General features: G+C 71.9%; 11 protein-coding genes, 1 tRNA gene and 1 pseudogene. 7 read left to right on the forward strand and 6 right to left on the reverse strand.

The genetic code is table 11. The annotated features are described in order from the left end of the window. Positions 1-66 precede the first annotated feature (66 nt). The 6 genes from rho to argS form a co-directional block, all read right to left on the reverse strand. Complete coding sequence (gene rho, locus ELX43_RS12925) at positions 67-2,358, reverse strand: transcription termination factor Rho (RefSeq protein ID WP_241249919.1); 2,292 nt, start codon at positions 2,356-2,358, stop codon at positions 67-69. 473 nt (positions 2,359-2,831) lie between these two features. Further along, a complete protein-coding gene (gene thrB / locus ELX43_RS12930; RefSeq protein WP_127783786.1) occupies positions 2,832-3,755 on the reverse strand; it encodes a homoserine kinase in 924 nt (307 codons plus the stop codon). Between the two features lie 5 nt (positions 3,756-3,760). Further along, on the reverse strand, positions 3,761-4,849 hold the full coding sequence (thrC, locus tag ELX43_RS12935) for a threonine synthase (protein WP_127783787.1): 1,089 nt from the start codon (positions 4,847-4,849) through the stop codon (positions 3,761-3,763). Then, positions 4,846-6,168, reverse strand: coding sequence for a homoserine dehydrogenase (locus ELX43_RS12940; protein WP_127783788.1), 1,323 nt, complete (start codon positions 6,166-6,168; stop codon positions 4,846-4,848). The genes thrC and ELX43_RS12940 overlap by 4 nt, the downstream gene beginning before the upstream one ends. After that, entirely contained in the window at positions 6,168-7,553 is a 1,386-nt protein-coding gene (lysA, locus tag ELX43_RS12945) for a diaminopimelate decarboxylase (protein ID WP_241249920.1), read from the reverse strand. Before lysA ends, ELX43_RS12940 begins: the two co-directional genes overlap by 1 nt. A gap of 59 nt (positions 7,554-7,612) precedes the next feature. Beyond that, positions 7,613-9,265 carry an arginine--tRNA ligase gene (gene argS, locus ELX43_RS12950; protein ID WP_127783790.1) on the reverse strand — a complete coding sequence of 551 codons (1,653 nt, stop codon included), beginning with the start codon at positions 9,263-9,265 and terminating at the stop codon, positions 7,613-7,615. A 133-nt stretch (positions 9,266-9,398) separates the two neighbouring features. Between argS and ELX43_RS12955 the strand changes: the two genes are divergently transcribed. The 7 genes and pseudogenes from ELX43_RS12955 to ELX43_RS18050 all read left to right on the forward strand — a co-directional run bounded on the left by ELX43_RS12955 (position 9,399) and on the right by ELX43_RS18050 (position 17,458). Next, positions 9,399-10,343: a DUF3105 domain-containing protein gene (locus tag ELX43_RS12955; protein ID WP_127783791.1), complete on the forward strand. Its 945-nt coding sequence runs from the start codon at positions 9,399-9,401 to the stop codon at positions 10,341-10,343. A gap of 140 nt (positions 10,344-10,483) precedes the next feature. Continuing rightward, on the forward strand, positions 10,484-11,128 hold the full coding sequence (locus tag ELX43_RS12960; RefSeq protein WP_241249921.1) for a DUF305 domain-containing protein: 645 nt from the start codon (positions 10,484-10,486) through the stop codon (positions 11,126-11,128). Between the two features lie 90 nt (positions 11,129-11,218). Further along, a tRNA-Arg gene (locus ELX43_RS12965) sits at positions 11,219-11,290 on the forward strand. Between the two features lie 48 nt (positions 11,291-11,338). After that, positions 11,339-12,292 (forward strand): ATP-binding cassette domain-containing protein, encoded by a 954-nt coding sequence (locus tag ELX43_RS12970; RefSeq protein ID WP_164860659.1) that lies wholly within the window; start codon positions 11,339-11,341, stop codon positions 12,290-12,292. After that, positions 12,289-13,173 (forward strand): hypothetical protein, encoded by an 885-nt coding sequence (locus ELX43_RS17665; RefSeq protein WP_164860660.1) that lies wholly within the window; start codon positions 12,289-12,291, stop codon positions 13,171-13,173. Before ELX43_RS12970 ends, ELX43_RS17665 begins: the two co-directional genes overlap by 4 nt. A 240-nt stretch (positions 13,174-13,413) precedes the next feature. Then, positions 13,414-17,226 carry a multifunctional oxoglutarate decarboxylase/oxoglutarate dehydrogenase thiamine pyrophosphate-binding subunit/dihydrolipoyllysine-residue succinyltransferase subunit gene (locus ELX43_RS12980; RefSeq protein WP_127783794.1) on the forward strand — a complete coding sequence of 1,271 codons (3,813 nt, stop codon included), beginning with the start codon at positions 13,414-13,416 and terminating at the stop codon, positions 17,224-17,226. 24 nt (positions 17,227-17,250) lie between these two features. Further along, positions 17,251-17,458, forward strand: a pseudogene (locus tag ELX43_RS18050) (DUF6104 family protein). Positions 17,459-17,736: the final 278 nt, after the last annotated feature.

Below are 17,736 nucleotides of genomic sequence, written 5' to 3' on the forward strand. Positions count from 1 at the left end.
CCGTCCCGGTGGTCGGTGTGGTGCTCGTGCGCAGGCGCGCGAGCGGACGCGCAGGGTTCGCGGGGCCTACGTCTCGCGGACGTGGTCGCTGACCATGCCCGGCGCCGTCTTGGCCACCTGCATGAGGAACTCCGCGTTCGAGCCGGCCTTGCGCAGCCGGTCGATGAGCAGGTCGATGGCCTGCTGGGAGTCCAGCCCGGAGAGCACGCGGCGCAGCTTGAGCGCCACCTGGTACTCGTCCGGCGCCATCAGCAGCTCGTCCTTGCGAGTGCCGGACGGGTTGACGTCCACCGCGGGGAACACCCGGCGCTCGGCGATCTTGCGGTCGAGCTTGAGCTCGGCGTTGCCGGTGCCCTTGAACTCCTCGAAGATCACCGTGTCACCGGTGGAGCCGGTCTCCACCATCGCGGTGGCGATGATGGTCAGCGACCCGCCGTGCTCGATGTTGCGCGCCGCACCCAGGAACCGCTTGGGCGGGTACAGCGCCGTGGAGTCGACACCACCGGAGAGGATCCGGCCCGAGGCGGGCGAGGAGTTGTTGTACGCGCGGCCCAGCCGAGTGATGGAGTCCAGCAGGACGACGACGTCCATGCCGCCCTCCACCAGGCGCTTGGCCCGCTCGATGGCCAGCTCGGCCACCGCGGTGTGGTCGCCCGGCGGCCGGTCGAACGTGGAGGCGATGACCTCGCCGTTCACCGACCGCTGCATGTCGGTGACCTCCTCCGGACGCTCGTCCACCAGGACGACCATCAGGTGGCACTCGGGGTTGTTGACCGAGATGGCGTTGGCGATCGCCTGCAGCACGCTGGTCTTGCCTGCCTTGGGCGGGCTGACGATCAGTGCACGCTGCCCCTTGCCGATGGGCATGACCAGGTCGATGATCCGCGCGGTCATGGCCTGCGGGGTGGTCTCCAGGCGCAGGCGCTGGTTGGGGTACAGCGGGGTGAGCTTGTTGAACTCGGGGCGCTTGCGCGCGGCCTCGGGGTCGGCACCGTTGATGGTGTCCACCCGCACCAGGGGGTTGAACTTGGCTCGGGCGCCGCCACCGTTCTGCTCGCCCTCGCGGGCGATGCGCACGGCGCCGGTGACCGCGTCGCCGCGGCGCAGGCCGTGCTTGCGCACCAGGCTCATGGAGACGTAGACGTCGTTCGGCCCGGCCAGGTACCCGGAGGTTCGGACGAACGCGTAGTTGTCCAGCACGTCGAGGATGCCGGCCACGGGCTGCAGCACGTCGTCGTCGCGCACCTCGATGTCGCGCTCGTTCTGCCCGCCCTGGTCGGCGCCACGGTCGCGGCCCCGACGACGCTCGCGGAAGCGACGGCCCCGGCGGCCGCGGCCGTCCCCGTCGTCGTCGTTGCCGTCGCGGTCGTTGCGCTGGTTCTGCGGGCCGTTGTTGCCACCCTTGTTCTCACCGCGGTTGTTGCCCTCGCCGCGGTTGCTGTTCTCGCCGCGGTTGTTCTCACCGCGGTTGTTCTCACCACGGTTGCTCTCACCACGGTTGCTCTCGCCGCGGTTGTTGCCCTCGCCGCGGTTGTTGCGGTTGCCGCGGCCGCCCTGCTGGCGCTCGCCACGCTCGCCCTGCTGGCGCTCACCCTGCTGGTTGGCCTCGCTGCCGCCGGACTCGCCGTCCTGCTTGGGCTGGCCGTTCTGCTTGCCGCGCGTGTCCTCGGTGCGAGCGTCCTCAGTGCGGGTCTCGGCGTTGCGGGACTCGGCGTTGCGGGACTCGGCGTTGCGGGACTCGGCGTTGCGGGACTCGGCGTTGCGGGGCTCGGCGTTGCGGGGCTCGGCGTTGCGGGGCTCGGCGTTGCGGGGCTCGGCGTTGCGGGACTCGGCGCCGTCGCCGGCCTGGGAGCTCTGCTCGCTGGACGCCTCGGGGGCACCGGCCGCACGGGCCGCGCCACGGCGCTGCCGGGAGCGGCGGTTCTCCACCGGCGCCTCGGCGGTGCCGGCGTCGCCAGTCGCCTCGGCGCTGGGGGCGGAGGCGGCCGGCGCATCAGTGCGCTCGGCGTGCTGCGAGCCGGCGCTGGCCTGCTCGGCGGGTGCGTCCTGCGCGACGGGCTCGGCGGGCGCCTGGGTGGTGGCGCCGCGCTCGGTGGTGGCTCCACGCTTGCGGGAACCGTTGTCGGCGACGGTCGACGCCTTGTCTCCAGCGGGCTTGTCAGCAGCGCTGCCGCTGCCCGCCTGACGCTGCTTGATGGCGACGATCAGGTCGCCCTTGCGCATGCCGGCGGTGTCGCTGATGCCCAGCTCCCCCGCCAGCGTGCGCAGGTCTGCGAGCACCATCCCAGTCAGACCGCCCCGACGACGCGGCGCGGAGGCCGCTTCCTGGGTGGGGTCCTGGGCTGAGCTGGTGATCAGGTCCGTATCGGTCACGGATGTCCTTTCCTTCCCTGGCTCTGCGCATGCAGCACCAAGGGTTCGAACCGGGATCCGACGACAGTGGTCGGACTCGGGGGTTCCGCCATAGCCACGACGGAAGAGCGGAAGTTGTCCATCGACGTGGGCCCTGTGCCCGCTGTGCAGCGACTCGACCAACGCAAGATATAGCGAGAAAGGTCGTCCCGAACAAGGTTCGGGCAAAGCACCGGCATCAACGCTCACGGTGACTAGACAATTTGAGGGTAGCCCCACCGTCCACGCCCGGCAACTACCACCCCCGTGCCGCGCTGACCAGCGTGTCGGCGGAGGAGCCCAGCGGTGCCGGCACGCGCGACGACCGCCCGCCGTCACCCGATCAGCATCGACCCCGCGTCAGCACGAGGGCACCGGGGAGAAGGCCGAACAGCCCAGCGGGCCACGAAAGCCCGGCTTCCCCACCGGTGCTGGCGGTCTCAGCAGACCTGCACGCCAGGAGCCACCGCGAGGTCGAGCACCGCCAGGCCGTAGTCCTCGGCCTGCGCCCGCAGCTCGGGTGCCAGCCCACCCACCGTCAGCGCCAGCACCGTCGGGCCGGCGCCGGAGATGGTCGCCGCCACTCCCGCCGCGCGCAGCTTCTCGATCCAGGCGGCGGTGACCGGCATTGCCGGTGCGCGCTGGGCCTGGTGCAGGCGGTCCTCGGTGGCGTCCAGCAGCAGGTCGGGCCGCTCGGTGAGCGCGAGCACCGCGAGCGCGCTGCGCCCGGCGTTGAAGGCGGCGTCGCAGTGCGGCACGGTCGCGGGCAGCATTCCCCTGGTGAGGGCGGTGGAGGACTGCTCGGCGGGCACCAGCGCCACCGGCAGGATGTCCGGGTGCACGCGCAGGCTCACCGCTTGGTAGTCGGCCGAGCCGTCGGGCAGGGGGCGCGTCCAGGAGACGACCGCACCGCCGAGCACGCTGGCCGAGGCGTTGTCCGGGTGGCCCTCGAACTCCGAGGCGCGCTGCACCAGCACCTCGTCCGGCACCTTGACGTCGCACAGCGCGCGGGCAGCCGCGAGGCCGGCCACCACCGCGGACGCGGATGATCCCAGTCCGCGGGAGTGCGGGATCTGGTTGTGGCACTGCACCTGCAGGCCCTGCTCCGCCGCGTCAGCTGCGCTGAGGCCGCACAGCTGCAGGCCGGCCCGGATGGCACGCACCACCAGGTGCGAGTCACCGAGGGGCACCTGTCCGGCACCCTCGCCCTGCACGGTGACCGTGGTGGCGGTGTCCACGGCACGCACGCTGACCTCGTCCCAGAGGTCCAGCGCCAGGCCCAGGCAGTCGAACCCGGGGCCCAGGTTGGCCGAGGAGGCCGGCACGCGGACCGTCGCCTCCCGTCCGGAGGCCAGCACGCCCACGTCGGTCAGGCCAGCTCGAGCGCGCGGGCGACCGCGACCGGGTCGACGCCGATGGGCTCGACCTCGACCATGCCCAGCAGTGCCGTGGCGGGGTCCTTGAGGCCGTGGCCGGTGACGGTGCAGACCACCAGCGAGCCCGGCTCCAGCCAGCCCTCGGCGTGCGCGGCCAGCAGGCCCGCCACGCTGGCGGCGGAGGCCGGCTCCACGAAGACGCCCTCACGGGCGGCGACCAGGCGGTAGGCGGCGAGGATCTCCTCGTCGGTGGCCGCGCGGAACATGCCACCGGACTCGTCCTTGGCCGCCATCGCACCGTTCCAGGAGGCCGGTGAGCCGATGCGGATGGCGGTGGCGATGGTCTCCGGGTCGCTCACCGGGGCACCGTTGACCAGTGGGGCGGCACCGGCGGCCTGCACGCCGAGCATGCGCGGCAGCGTCGCGGTGATGTCCTCGGCGCGGTACTCGCGGTAGCCCTTCCAGTAGGCGGTGATGTTGCCGGCGTTGCCCACGGGCAGGCAGTGCACGTCGGGCGCGCGCCCCAGGGCGTCGCACACCTCGAAGGCAGCGGTCTTCTGGCCCTCGATGCGAGCCGGGTTCACCGAGTTGACCAGCGCGATGGTCTCGAACTCGGCGGTGGTCTTGCGGGCCAGCTCCAGGCAGTCGTCGAAGTTGCCGCGCACCTGGACGATCTTGGCGCCGTGCATGACGGCCTGGGCCAGCTTGCCCATGGCGATCTTGCCCTCGGGCACCAGCACCGCCGACGTCATTCCCGCGCGGGCGGCGTAGGCCGCGGCCGAGGCGGAGGTGTTGCCGGTGGAGGCGCAGATCACGGCGCGCTGGCCGCGGGCCCACGCGTCGGTGATCGCCATGGTCATCCCGCGGTCCTTGAACGAACCCGTGGGGTTGGCGCCCTCGACCTTGAGGTGCACCTCGCACCCGGTCAGCTCGGACAGGTGCGCGGCGTGCACCAGCGGGGTACCACCCTCGTGCAGGGTGATCACCCGGGTGCCCTCGGGCAGCCCCATCCGCGACCGGTAGGCCTCGATGACACCCGGCCACGGGCGGTGCACTGCGGTCGGACGGTCGAGCTCGATCATGGGGTTCCACCTTCTACCCGAAGAACACTGGTCACCGCGGTCACGAACGGCGCATCGCTGAGCGCCGCAACAGTATCGGCCAGCGCGGCGTCGCTCGCGGTGTGCGTGACCACCACGAGGGAGGCGCCCTCGCCGTGGCCGATCTGGCGCACCACCGAGATGCTCACGTCACGCTTGGCGAACTCGCCGGCCACCGCGGCCAGCACGCCGGCACGGTCGGGCACGTCCAGGCTCACGTGGTAACGGGTGGGCGTCTGCCCCATGTCCGCGACCTCGAGCTCGGCGTAGGTGGACTCCCGGGGGCCCCGCCCGCCGTGCACCAGGTTGCGCGAGACCGACACCAGGTCGCCCAGCACCGCAGACGCGGTGGGGGCGCCGCCGGCACCCTGGCCGTAGAACATCAGCCGACCGGCGGCCTCGGCCTCCACCACCACCGCGTTGAACGCGCCGTCCACGGCGGCCAGCGGGTGCGCGCGCGGAACCATCGCCGGGTGCACCCGGGCGGAGACGCGCTCGACGCCGTCCTCGCCCACCACGCGCTCGCACAGCGCGAGCAGCTTGACGGTGCAGTCCAGCGCCTTGGCCGCGGCGATGTCCGAGGCGCTGATCGCCCGGATGCCCTCGCGGTAGACGTCGGCGGCGGTCACCCGGGTGTGGAAGGCGAGGCTGGCCAGGATGGCGGCCTTGGCGGCAGCGTCGAAGCCGTCGACGTCGGCGGTAGGGTCGGCCTCGGCGTAGCCCAGCCGGCCCGCCTCCTCCAGCGTCTCCGCGTAGCCCGCGCCGGTGGAGTCCATCGCCGACAGGATGAAGTTGGTGGTGCCGTTGAGGATGCCCACCACCTTGGTGATGCGGTCACCGGCCAGGGACTCCCGCACCGGGCGCACGATCGGGATGGCCCCGGCGACCGCTGCCTCGAAGTACAGGTCGGCACCGGAGGCATCAGCGGCCTCGGCCAGCTCGGCGGTGTACTCCGCGAGCAGCGCCTTGTTGGCGGTGACCACGGACTTGCCCGCGCGCAGCGCCGTCAGCAGCAGGGTGCGCACCGGCTCGATGCCGCCCACCACCTCCACCACCACGTCGACGTCGTCGCGGGCCACCAGGGCCGCGGCGTCGGTGGTGAGCAGCTCGGCGGGCACGTCCCGGTGCCGGTTGGCCCGGCGCACGGCGATGCCGCGCAGCACGATGGGCGCCCCGATCCGGGCGGTCAGCTCGGCGGCCTGCGACTCCAGCAGCCGCACCACCTCCGAGCCCACGGTTCCGCAGCCCAGCAGGGCCACTCCGATGCAGCGCTCGTCCCCGCTGTTGCGGTGTTGGTTCATCACGCTTCCAAGCTCAACAGGTCGGCCATGGTCTCTCTCCGCAGGATCACCCGCGCGACTCCTTCTCGGACAGCAACCACAGCGGGTCGGGTCAGCATGTTGTACCGACTCGACATCGAGTAGCAGTACGCCCCGGTGGCCGCGACGGCCAGCAGGTCCCCGGCCGCCACGTCGCCGGGCAACCAGGTGTCGCGCACCACGATGTCACCACTCTCGCAGTGCTTTCCCACCACCCTCGCCACCACGGGGTCGGCGGCGCTCGCGCGGGAGACCACGGAGCAGGTGTAGCTGGCGTCGTAGAGCGCGGTGCGCAGGTTGTCGCTCATCCCGCCGTCGACGCTGACGTAGCGCCGGGTGTTGCGCCGGGCCTCGCTGCCGCCACCGAGGCGCACGTCCTTGATGGTGCCCACCTCGTAGAGGGTGAGCGTGGTGGGGCCGACGATGGCGCGACCGGGCTCCACGGCGACGGCCACGTCGGGCAGGCCGACTGCGGCGCACTCCGAGGCGACGATGCTGCGCAGGCTGGCGGCCAGCTCGCGCACCGGCGGGGGGTCGTCGGAGGCCAGGTAGGAGATGCCCATGCCGCCCCCGAGGTCGAGGGTGGTGAGGTTGGACAGCCGCTCGGCGCCGTGGGTGTCGACCAGGGTGCGCAGCAGCCCCACCACGCGGTGCGCCGCCACCTCGAAGCCGTCCACGTCGAAGATCTGCGAGCCGATGTGGCTGTGCAGGCCCACCAGGCGCAGGTGCTCGGCCGCCAGCACCCGGGCCGCTGCGTCGGCCGCCACGCCGCCGGCGAGGGAGAAGCCGAACTTCTGGTCCTCGTGCGCGGTGGCGATGAACTCGTGGGTGTGCGCCTCCACGCCGACGGTGACGCGGATGAGCACGTCCTGCACCGTGCCGTGCTCGGCGGCGACCTCGTCGAGGCGGTCGATCTCCTGCAGGGAGTCGATGACCACCGAGCCGACGCCGGCCTCCACCGCCGCGGCCAGCTCACCGCGGGACTTGTTGTTGCCGTGCATGGCGATGCGCTCGGCCGGGAAGTCCGCGTAGAGGGCCAGGGCCAGCTCACCGCCCGAGGCGACGTCCAGCGACAGCCCCTCCTGGGCCACCCAGCGGGCGATCTCCCCGCACAGGAAGGCCTTGGCGGCGTAGTGGACGTGCTCGGGGCCGCCGAAGGCCTCGGCCATCTCCCGGCAGCGGGTGCGGAAGTCGTCCTCGTCCACCACGAACAGCGGGGTGCCGTGCTCGGCGGCCAGCTCGCGGACGTCGACGCCGGCGACCCGGAGCACGCCGTCCTCGCCGCGGTGGGCGTTGCGCGGCCACACCGCGGCGGGCAGGTCGTTGAGCTCGGCGGGGGTGCTGGGCCGCTCGGGCAGGTTGCCCAGCGAGACGTGGCCGGAGCCGCCGTCGCCCTCGCCGTGGCGCGGCCCGGCCGGATGCGCCCTCACATCCGCTCCGGGGCGCTCACGCCGAGCAGCCCCAGGCCGCTGGCGAGCACCTGACGGGCACCGGCGCACAGGGCCAGCCGGGCAGCGTGCAGCGGGGTGGGGTCCTCGTCACCCTGCGGCAGCACGCGGCAGGAGTCGTAGAAGCGGTGGTAGGTGCCCGCCAGCTCCTCCAGGTAGCGCGCCACCCGGTGCGGCTCGCGCAGCTCGGTGGCGCTGGCCAGCACCCGTGGGTACTCCCCCAGCGTGCGGATGAGGTCACCCTCCCGGGCGTGGGTGAGCAGGCTCAGGTCGGCGTCGGCGAAGTCGATGCCCAGCGCCGCCGCGGAGCGGGCCAGCGCGGACAGCCGGGCGTGCGCGTACTGCACGTAGAACACCGGGTTGTCGTTGGTCTGCCGGGCCAGCAGGTCCAGGTCGAGGTCGATGTTGGAGTCCACCGAGGAGCGGATCAGCCCGTAGCGGGCCGCGTCCACGCCGACCGCCTCCACCAGGTCCTCCAGCGTCACCACGGTGCCGGCGCGCTTGCTCATCTTCAGCGGCTTGCCCTCGCGCACCAGGTTGACCATCTGCCCGATCATCACCTCCACGGTGTCCGGGTCGTCACCGAAGGCGGCAGCTGCGGCCTTGAGCCGGCCGATGTAGCCGTGGTGGTCAGCGCCGAGCATGTAGATGCACAGGTCGAAGCCACGCGCGCGCTTGTCCTGGAAGTAGGCGATGTCACCGGCGATGTAGGCGGACTCGCCGTTGCTCTTGATGACGACGCGGTCCTTGTCGTCACCGAACTCGGTGGAGCGCAGCCACCAGGCGCCGTCGGCCTGGTAGAGGCTGCCGGACTCCTTGAGGTGGTTGACCGCCCGCTCGACCGCGCCGGACTCGAACAGCGACTTCTCGTGGAAGAACACGTCAAAGTCGGTGCCGAACTCGTGCAGGCTGCGCTTGATCTCGGTGAACATCAGGTCGACGCCGACGCGGCGGAACACCTCGTCGCGCTCGGCCTCGGGCAGCGCCATCGCGTCCGGGCGGGCGTCGGTGACCTGCTTGGCGATGTCTGCGATGTACTCCCCGGCGTAGCCGTCGGCCGGGGCGGGCTGGCCCTGTGCGGCCGCGACCAGCGAGCGCACGAAGCGGTCGATCTGCGCCCCGGCGTCGTTGAAGTAGTACTCGCGGGTGACGTCGGCGCCCTGGGTGGTGAGGATGCGCCCCATCGCGTCACCCACCGCGGCCCACCGGGTGCCGCCGATGTGCAGCGGCCCGGTGGGGTTGGCGGAGACGAACTCCAGGTTGACCTTGGTGCCGGCCATCAGCTGCCCGGCCCCGTACGCGGCGCCCTCGGTGAGCACGCGCCGAATGATCGCCCCCTGGGCGGCGGCGTCGAGGCGGATGTTGAGGAAGCCCGGCCCGGCCACCTCGGCCGAGGCGATGCCCTCGACCGCGGACAGCGCGGAGGCCAGCCAGCCGGCCAGCTCGCGCGGGGGGACACCGACCTTCTTGGCCACCTGCAGAGCCACGTTGGTGGCGTAGTCGCCGTGCTCGGGGTTGCGCGGGCGCTCCACGGTCAGCGTGGCAGGCAGCACCGCGGTGTCGAGCTCGCGCTGGGCGAGCACCTCGGAGGTGGTGGCGCGGAGAAGCTCGGCGAGGTCGGCAGGGGTCACGGCAGACCATCCTAGGTTCCGGCCGCCCGGAGCAGAGCAGCGGTGCTCAGGATGCTCGTACAGTGGTACGGACCGCAGGAACCACCCAGATCGCGCCGGTGCCGGTAACCGGACAAGTGAGGACAACCCACCGATGCCCAGTGGCAAGAGCAACCGCCCGCAGTCGAGCAGTGCAGCCAAGTCGGCCAAGGCTCTGCAGGCGGCAAAGAGCAAGAGTCGCAGCAGCAGCAAGTCGGTGGTCAAGGATCGGCAGATCCCCTGGCTGTCGGTGGGCGCCGGCGTCGTCGTCCTGGCGCTCGTCGCCACCATCGCCGCCTACCTGGTGCCCAAGTACCAGGAGCGCGCCGACGCGCAGCGCTTCGTGCCCAGCGCCAGCAACACCGATCCCTCGACCGGGATCGACGGTGTGATCAAGATCGACTACGCGGCCGGCCAGCACATCCAGGCCAACCAGCGAGTGGCCTACGACCAGACCCCGCCCTTCGGCGGACCGCACGACCAGGTGTGGGCCACCTGCCTGGGCAACGTCTACCCCAGCGCCATCCGCACGGAGAACGCGGTGCACTCCCTGGAGCACGGCGCGGTGTGGATCACCTACAACCCGGACGTGCTCGCGGCGGACCAGGTGGACACGCTCAAGGCCAAGGTCGAGGGACAGCCGTACCTGATGATGTCGCCCTACCCGGGCCTGGACTCGGCCTTCTCGCTGCAGTCGTGGGGTCACCAGCTCAAGCTCGACGACGTCAACGACGAGCGGGTGTCGCAGTTCATCAGCGCGCTCAAGGTGAACCCGAACACCTACCCCGAGGTGGGTGCCAGCTGTGACGCCGGTGAGCCGAGCCTGTTCGACCCGGAGAACCCGCCGGCCTTCGACGCCAGCGCCCCCGGCCCCACCGCGGTGCCGATGAACGGTGCCGGCACGGAGTCCGCGCTGACCAACGGCCAGGAGCCCGCCCCGTCGGCCGCCCCGGCCGCGCCGGCTGCCCCGGCCGCCCCCGCACCGGCACCGGCTCCGGCCGCACCTGCCCCCGCCGCTCCGGCTCCGGCTCCCGCCGCGCCCGCACCGGCAGGTAGCTGACCCGCCACGCACCCACCCGAACCCGACCGACCAAGGACACCGTGACCAGCGAGCACACCACCCCAGACCCGACCGTCACTGACCGCGCCGGCGCCCCCGTCGGCACGCAGCAGGCGCCGCCCCGGCGCAGTCAGCGGGTCGTGGTGCTGGCGCTCGCGCTGGTGGCGGTGCTGGCGGTCGGGTTCGGGCTGGGCGCGACGCTCGGGCTGCCCTCCAGCGGGGACAACCTGAGCGTGCCCGCCGCCGACTCGGTGGACGTGGGCTTCGCCCAGGACATGACCGTGCACCACCAGCAGGGTGTGCAGATGGCCACGGTGGCCTACACCGGTGCCGTGGACCCCTACGTGCGCAGCCTGGCGTTCGACATCATGACCAGCCAGCTGGCCCAGGTCGGCCAGATGCAGGGTTGGCTGTCGCTGTGGGGTCGGCCACTGGCTCCCAGCGGCGCCTACATGACCTGGATGAGCGACGCGGGCGGGCACCACGGCGCCGCCAGCAGCAGCTCCGGCGCGGGTGCGGCCACGATGCCCGGCATGGCCAGCGCCGCGGAGATCTCCCAGCTGCGCGCCGCCACCGGCCCCGAGCTGGACACGCTGTTCCTGCAGCTGATGCTGCGCCACCACCAGGGCGGGGCCGAGATGCTCAGCCACGCCGCCGACCGCGCGGTGGAGCCGGTGGTGCGCAACCTGGCCAAGCAGGCCGCCGCCACGCAGCAGGCGGAGTCCACCTACCTGAGCGATCTGCTCACCCAGCGCGGGGCCACTCCCCTGCCCCTGGGCAACTAGCCCCGGGGCGGACCGTGGTCGGCAGCCCGACCACGGTGCGCTAGTCTCGTCAGGCCGTCACGGCACGACGGTCCGCACGCGGACTGTCGGGCCCCCGTAGCTCAGGGGATAGAGCGCCGCCCTCCGGAGGCGGAAGCGCAGGTTCGAATCCTGCCGGGGGCACCCAACCATCCTGAACCCGCTCGCGCAGGTCAGCAGGAAGGAACCACCGTGACCCGGAGCCTCAGCGCCGGCCGGTCGGCTCCTCCCAGCGTCACCGTCCAGGTGCAGAGCCTCAGCAAGACCTTCCGCGCCGGCCCCGCCGTGCGCCAGCTCTCCTTCGCCGTGCACCCAGGCACCGTCTGCGCCCTCGTCGGCCCAGCAGGCAGCGGCAAGTCCACCACCGTGCGCGCCCTCCTCGGGCTCGTCACCCCCACCTCCGGCAGCGTCACCCTCACCGGCGCCCCGGTCGGCGCGCTGCCCCGCCCCGGTCGCACCGTCGGCGCGGTGCTCGACCCCCGCGGCATGCGTGCCGGCCACACCCTGCGCCAGCACCTGCTGGTGACCGCCGCGGCGATCGGGGTGCCCGACCGGCGGGTCGAGGAGGTGCTGGCGACGGTGGGCCTTGCCCCGATGGCCTCGCGCCGCGTCGGGCCGCTTCCCCCGCCGGGCCGGCTGCGCCTCGCCCTGGCGGCAGCGCTGCTGGGCGACCCGCCGCTGCTGGTGCTGGACGAGCCGCTGCGCGAGCTGCCGCCGCCGGAGCAGCGATGGCTGACGGGCGTGCTCCGCACCCACGCCGCCGGTGGCGGCACGGTGCTGCTGACCGCCGAGCGCGCTGCCGGGCTGGAGCAGGCCGTCGACCAGCTGGTGGTGCTGCACGACGGCGCCTGCACCTTCCAGGGCAGCACCCGGCAGCTGCTGGCCGGGATGGGCAGCCGGGTGCTGGTGGCCAGCTCCAACGCCGCTGGACTGGCCCGAGCACTGGTGCACCGCGGCGTCACCGACGTGGTGTGGGTGCCCGACGGCCGCATCGCGGTGCGCGGGGCCCGTGCCGACGACATCGTGGCGGTGGCCAGGGACGCGGGCATCACCGTGCGACACGTGCAGCAGGAGCACCCCGACCTGGACCAGGCCGTGCGCGCTCACCTGGACAGCGGCTCCCCCGCGCCACGGCGCACGGCATGAGCAGCGTCGCCGGCCATCCCGCTGCGACGGGCCACGACCTCGACGCCCTCGGCCTGGCGCCGCTGCGCGCGGAGCTGCGCAAGATCCGCTTCGGCATGCTGTGGTGGCTCCTGCTGATCCCCGCGGTGGTGGTCAGCTACCTCATCAGCGTGGCCGGTGGGGCCATCGCCGGCCTCGCCGACACCGAGACCCTGCGCCAGCTCGGCGGCAGCTTCCCGTCCCTGCTGGGCGTCAGCCTGTCCTACAGCGCGGGGGTCACCTCGGTGTTCACCCTCTGCCTGGGGGTGACCGCCTACGCCGGTGAGGTGCGGGCCGTGACGCTGGGCGCCACCTACGTGGCCACCCCCTCCCGCGGGGCCGTGCTGGCGGCCAAGCTCGTCGCCTACGGCGGGCTGGGCCTGGTCTACGGCGTCGCACTGATGCTCGCGGCCACCCTGGGCGGGCTCACTGCCGGCGGCTGGGCAGCCTTCCCGCCCTTCGGGGAGTTCCTCGCGGTGGCGGTGGCGGGCACCGCTGTGGTCACCCTGTGGACCCTCATCGGCGTGGCCTTCGGCGCGCTGGTGCCCCTGGACGTGCTCGCTCTGCTGGCGGCGCTGGCACTGCGGCTGGGCGTGGGCCCGCTGGCCGACGCGCTGCTCGGTCGAGTGGGCGCGCAGCCGTTGGCCGACCTGCTGCCCGGCTCCGCCAGCGGCACCCTGGTCAGCCGCCTCGCCACCGACCTCGTGGTCGGCCGGGCACCGCTGCGCTCCCGGTCGGCCTTCGAGGAGGTGCTGCCGGCCGGGGCCCTGCCGTGGTGGGGCAGCGGCGCGGTGTTCGCGCTGTGGGTGCTGGTGGCCTGCCTGGCCGGGTGGTGGGCGGTGCGGGAGCGCGACATCTCCTGACCGCAGCCCCTGGACGGGTGGCGGAACACGAAGGACGCGCGGAGCCGTCGGCACTCACGGGTCCCCTGCGTCGCCCGCTGAGAGGCCGGTGACCGAACCTCGCCGTGAATCTCCACGTAGGCGCAGTGCCACGCGCACGATGCCAGCGCGCGTCCGGAAGCGTGGCGAATATCCGATGAGGCTAACCTGCATGTAGCGGTGTGTTGCCAAGACGAGCATGGAAAAGAGGGGAACGCCTCCGTGTCGAGCGGTTCAGCGTCCGAGTTCGGGCCCAACGAGTGGCTAGTTGACGAGATGTACCAGCGCTACCAGGACGACCCGTCGTCCGTGGACGCGTCGTGGCACGAGTTCTTCGCCGACTACAGCCCCACGAGCAACGGTGCGGCTGAGGGTGACTCGGCCGGGAGCAGCGCGGCTGCGCCAGCCAGGGCCGCAGCCTCCGGGGAGAAGTCTGCCGGTTCCTCCTCCGGTGGTGGCACCACCACCAAGACGAAGCCGGCCCCTCGCGACGAGAAGCCCGAGGCTCCCAAGAAGGCCGACTCGCCCAAGCCTGCCGCCGGCAACGGTTCCAACGGCGGCGCCAACGGCAAGGCCGCTCCGGCCAAGCCGGCCGCGAAGGCCCCCAGCAAGGACGGTGCGGGCAAGAACGGCGCGAGCAGCACCGACGCCGACGCCGAGCCCACCGAGCAGTCCAAGGTCCTCCGCGGCGCCTCGGCCGCCGTGGTGCGCAACATGACCAGCTCGTTGACGGTCCCCACCGCGACCAGCGTCCGGGCCATCCCCGCCAAGCTGATGTTCGACAACCGCATCGTCATCAACAACCACCTCAAGCGCACCCGCGGCGGGAAGATCTCCTTCACCCACCTCCTCGGCTACGCCCTGGTGCGGGCGCTGGAGTCCTTCCCCGGGATGAACCGGCACTACGCGGAGATCGACGGCAAGCCGCACGTGGTCACGCCGGCGCACGTCAACCTCGGCCTGGCGATCGACCTGCCCGGCAAGGACGGCAACCGCTCGCTCGTCGTGGCCTCCATCAAGGCCTGCGAGAACATGAGCTTCAACCAGTTCTGGTCCGCCTACGAGGACCTCATCAAGCGCGCCCGCAACGGCAAGCTCACCGGTGAGGACTTCGCCGGCACCACCCTCTCGCTGACCAACCCTGGCACCATCGGCACCGTGCACTCCGTGCCCCGCCTGATGGCCGGGCAGGGCGCGATCATCGGCGCGGGCGCCATGGAGTACCCCGCCGAGTTCCAGGGCGCCAGCGACCAGCAGCTGGCCAAGATGGCCGTCAGCAAGATCCTCACGCTGACCTCCACCTACGACCACCGCATCATCCAGGGCGCCGAGTCCGGCGACTACCTGCGCGTGGTGCACAACCTGCTGCTGGGCGAGAACAACTTCTACGACGACATCTTCCAGTCCCTGGGCCTGCCCTACGAGCCCGTGCGGTGGCGCCAGGACATCCCGGAGAGCGCCGTCGACAAGAGCACCCGGGTGCTGGAGATCATCGAGGCCTACCGCAACCGCGGACACCTCATGGCCGACACCGACCCGCTGCACTACGGCCGGCGCCAGCACCCCGACCTGGACGTGCTCAGCCACAACCTCACGCTGTGGGACCTCGACCGCGAGTTCCCCGTCGGCGGCTTCGGCGGCAAGGAGCGGATGAAGCTGCGCGACGTCCTCGGCGTGCTGCGCGACTCCTACTGCCGCAGCGTCGGCGTGGAGTACATGCACATCCTGGAGCCGGAGCAGCTGGCCTGGATCCAGTCCCGCGTGGAGGTCCCGCCGAGCAAGCCCAGCCTGGGCGAGCAGAAGTACATCCTCAGCCGGCTCAACGCCGCCGAGGCCTTCGAGACCTTCCTGCAGACCAAGTACGTCGGGCAGAAGCGGTTCTCCCTGGAGGGCAGCGAGTCCGTCATCCCGATGATGGACACCGTGCTGGACTCCGCCGCCGAGCACGGCATGGACGAGGTCGTCATCGCCATGCCGCACCGCGGCCGCCTCAACGTCCTCGCCAACATCGTCGGCAAGCCCTACTCGCAGATCTTCACCGAGTTCGAGGGCAACCTGAACCCGACGCAGGCGCACGGCTCGGGCGACGTCAAGTACCACCTGGGTGCCGAGGGCAAGTACATCCAGATGTTCGGCGACGGCGAGACCAGGGTCTCCCTCACCGCCAACCCCTCGCACCTGGAGGCCGTCGACCCGGTGCTCGAGGGCATCGTCCGGGCCAAGCAGGACCTCATCGACCGCGGTGAGGAGGGCTTCACCGTGATGCCGCTGATGCTGCACGGCGACGCCGCCTTCGCCGGGCAGGGCGTGGTGGCCGAGACGCTGAACCTGGCGCTGCTGCGCGGCTACCGCACCGGCGGCACCGTGCACATCGTGGTGAACAACCAGGTCGGCTTCACCACCGCTCCCGAGCACGCCCGCAGCACCGAGTACTGCACCGACGTGGCGAAGATGATCGGCGCGCCGATCTTCCACGTCAACGGCGACGACCCCGAGGCCTGCGTGTGGGTGGCCAAGCTGGCCGTGGACTACCGCCAGGCCTTCGGCAAGGACGTGGTCATCGACCTCATCTCCTACCGCCGCCGCGGCCACAACGAGGGTGACGACCCCTCGATGACCCAGCCGAAGATGTACGACGTCATCGACACCAAGCGCAGCGTCCGCAAGAGCTACACCGAGGCCCTGATCGGTCGCGGCGACCTCTCCATGAAGGAGGCCGAGGACGCCCTGCGCGACTACCAGGGCCAGCTGGAGCGGGTCTTCAACGAGGTGCGCGAGCTGGAGAAGTACGCCGTCAAGCCCAGCCCGTCGGTGGAGTCCGACCAGGTGGTCCCGACCAGCCTGGTCACCTCGGTGGACGCCTCGGTGCTGGAGCACATCGCCGACGCGCACGTGAACCTGCCCGAGGGCTTCACCGTGCACTCCCGGGTCAAGCCGGTGCTGGAGCGGCGCGCCAAGATGGCCCGCGAGGGCAAGATCGACTGGGCCTTCGCCGAGCTGCTGGCCTTCGGCTCGCTGGTGATGGAGGGCCGCAACGTGCGGCTGTCCGGCCAGGACTCCCGCCGTGGCACCTTCACCCAGCGCCACTCGGTGGTCATCGACCGCAAGACCGGCGCGGAGTACTCCCCGCTGAGCAGCCTGGGCGAGGAGGGCGAGACCGGCAAGTTCCTGGCCTACGACTCCGCGCTCAGCGAGTTCGCCGCGGTGGGCTTCGAGTACGGCTACTCGGTGGGCGACCCCGAGGCGCTGGTGCTCTGGGAGGCGCAGTTCGGTGACTTCGTCAACGGCGCGCAGTCGATCATCGACGAGTTCATCTCCTCCGGCGAGGCCAAGTGGGGCCAGCGCTCCAACGTGGTGCTGCTGCTGCCGCACGGCCACGAGGGCCAGGGTCCCGACCACACCTCCGGCCGCATCGAGCGGTTCCTGCAGCTGTGCGCCGAGGGCTCGATGATGGTGGCCGTCCCGTCCACCCCGGCCAGCTACTTCCACCTGCTGCGCCGCCACGCCATGGACGGCGTGCAGCGTCCGATGGTGGTGTTCACGCCCAAGTCCATGCTGCGCTCCAAGGTGGCGGTCAGCTCGGTGGAGGACTTCACCAAGGGTCGCTTCCTCTCCGTCATCGACGACCCGACGTTCGAGGACACCGAGGCCGCCAAGCGTCGCGAGGAGGTCACCAAGGTGGTCCTGTGCAGCGGCAAGCTCTACTGGGAGCTGGCGGCCAAGCAGGCCAAGGACGAGATCACCGACACTGCGATCGTCCGGGTGGAGCAGCTGTACCCGGTGCCCCGCAAGCGGCTGGCCGCCGCGCTCGACCGCTACCCCAACGTCGAGGAGGTGCGCTGGGTCCAGGAGGAGCCGGCGAACCAGGGCGCGTGGCCGCACTACGGCCTGGCGCTGCCCGAGCTGCTGCCGGAGTACTTCGACCGGCTGCGGCTGCGTCGGGTGTCCCGCCGGGCCATGGCGGCTCCCTCGGCCGGCTCGTCCAAGGTGCACGCGGTGGAGCAGGCCGACCTGATCGACGCCGCGTTCGCGTGAGCGCCGACCAGTCGCGGAGCGCACGTGTACTTCACTGATCGCGGGATCGAGGAGCTCGAGGAGCGCCGTGGCGAGGAGCAGGTGAGCCTGTCCTGGCTGGCCCGGCCAGATGCGGGTGTTCGTCGACCTCTACCCCGAGTTCGAGAACGCCACGGATCGGTTGGCGACCTTCCTGGCCCGGGACGGACTCCGACGACCTCTGAGTCGCCCCGGTCCGAGTGACCGACCCTGAGGGGGACCAGCGTCCGCGGACGCTGGTCCCCCTCGTCGTGCGCTCCCCGGGGGCCGCGGCACCAATTGTGAGCAGCGTCAAGTCACGTTTGGGTCCTCATCGGGCCCTCTCGACCGCCGTGACCCGGTTAGATGGTCCCGGCCCGAGCAGCGTTCAGCCATGCCGGCGGGCTCGCCGCCATCGGCAGACCCCGTCCGTGAGCTGCAACCCGTCGTTTGCCCGGCGCCAGTGGCTGCGTGCGACTGGCGCCCCGGCGGTCGCACACACGTGCGCACCTG

Origin of the sequence: Rhodococcus sp. X156, assembly GCF_004006015.1 — a bacterium.
Classification (GTDB): domain Bacteria; phylum Actinomycetota; class Actinomycetes; order Mycobacteriales; family Mycobacteriaceae; genus X156.

Excerpts from the sequence above, each read along its gene's own strand:
- thrC (WP_127783787.1), bottom strand. The coding sequence starts at position 4,849 with ATGATCGAGCTCGACCGTCCGACCGCAGTGCACCGCCCGTGGCCGGGT.
- ELX43_RS12940 (WP_127783788.1), bottom strand. The coding sequence starts at position 6,168 with ATGAACCAACACCGCAACAGCGGGGACGAGCGCTGCATCGGAGTGGCC.
- ELX43_RS12955 (WP_127783791.1), top strand. The coding sequence starts at position 9,399 with ATGCCCAGTGGCAAGAGCAACCGCCCGCAGTCGAGCAGTGCAGCCAAG.
- ELX43_RS17665 (WP_164860660.1), top strand. The coding sequence starts at position 12,289 with ATGAGCAGCGTCGCCGGCCATCCCGCTGCGACGGGCCACGACCTCGAC.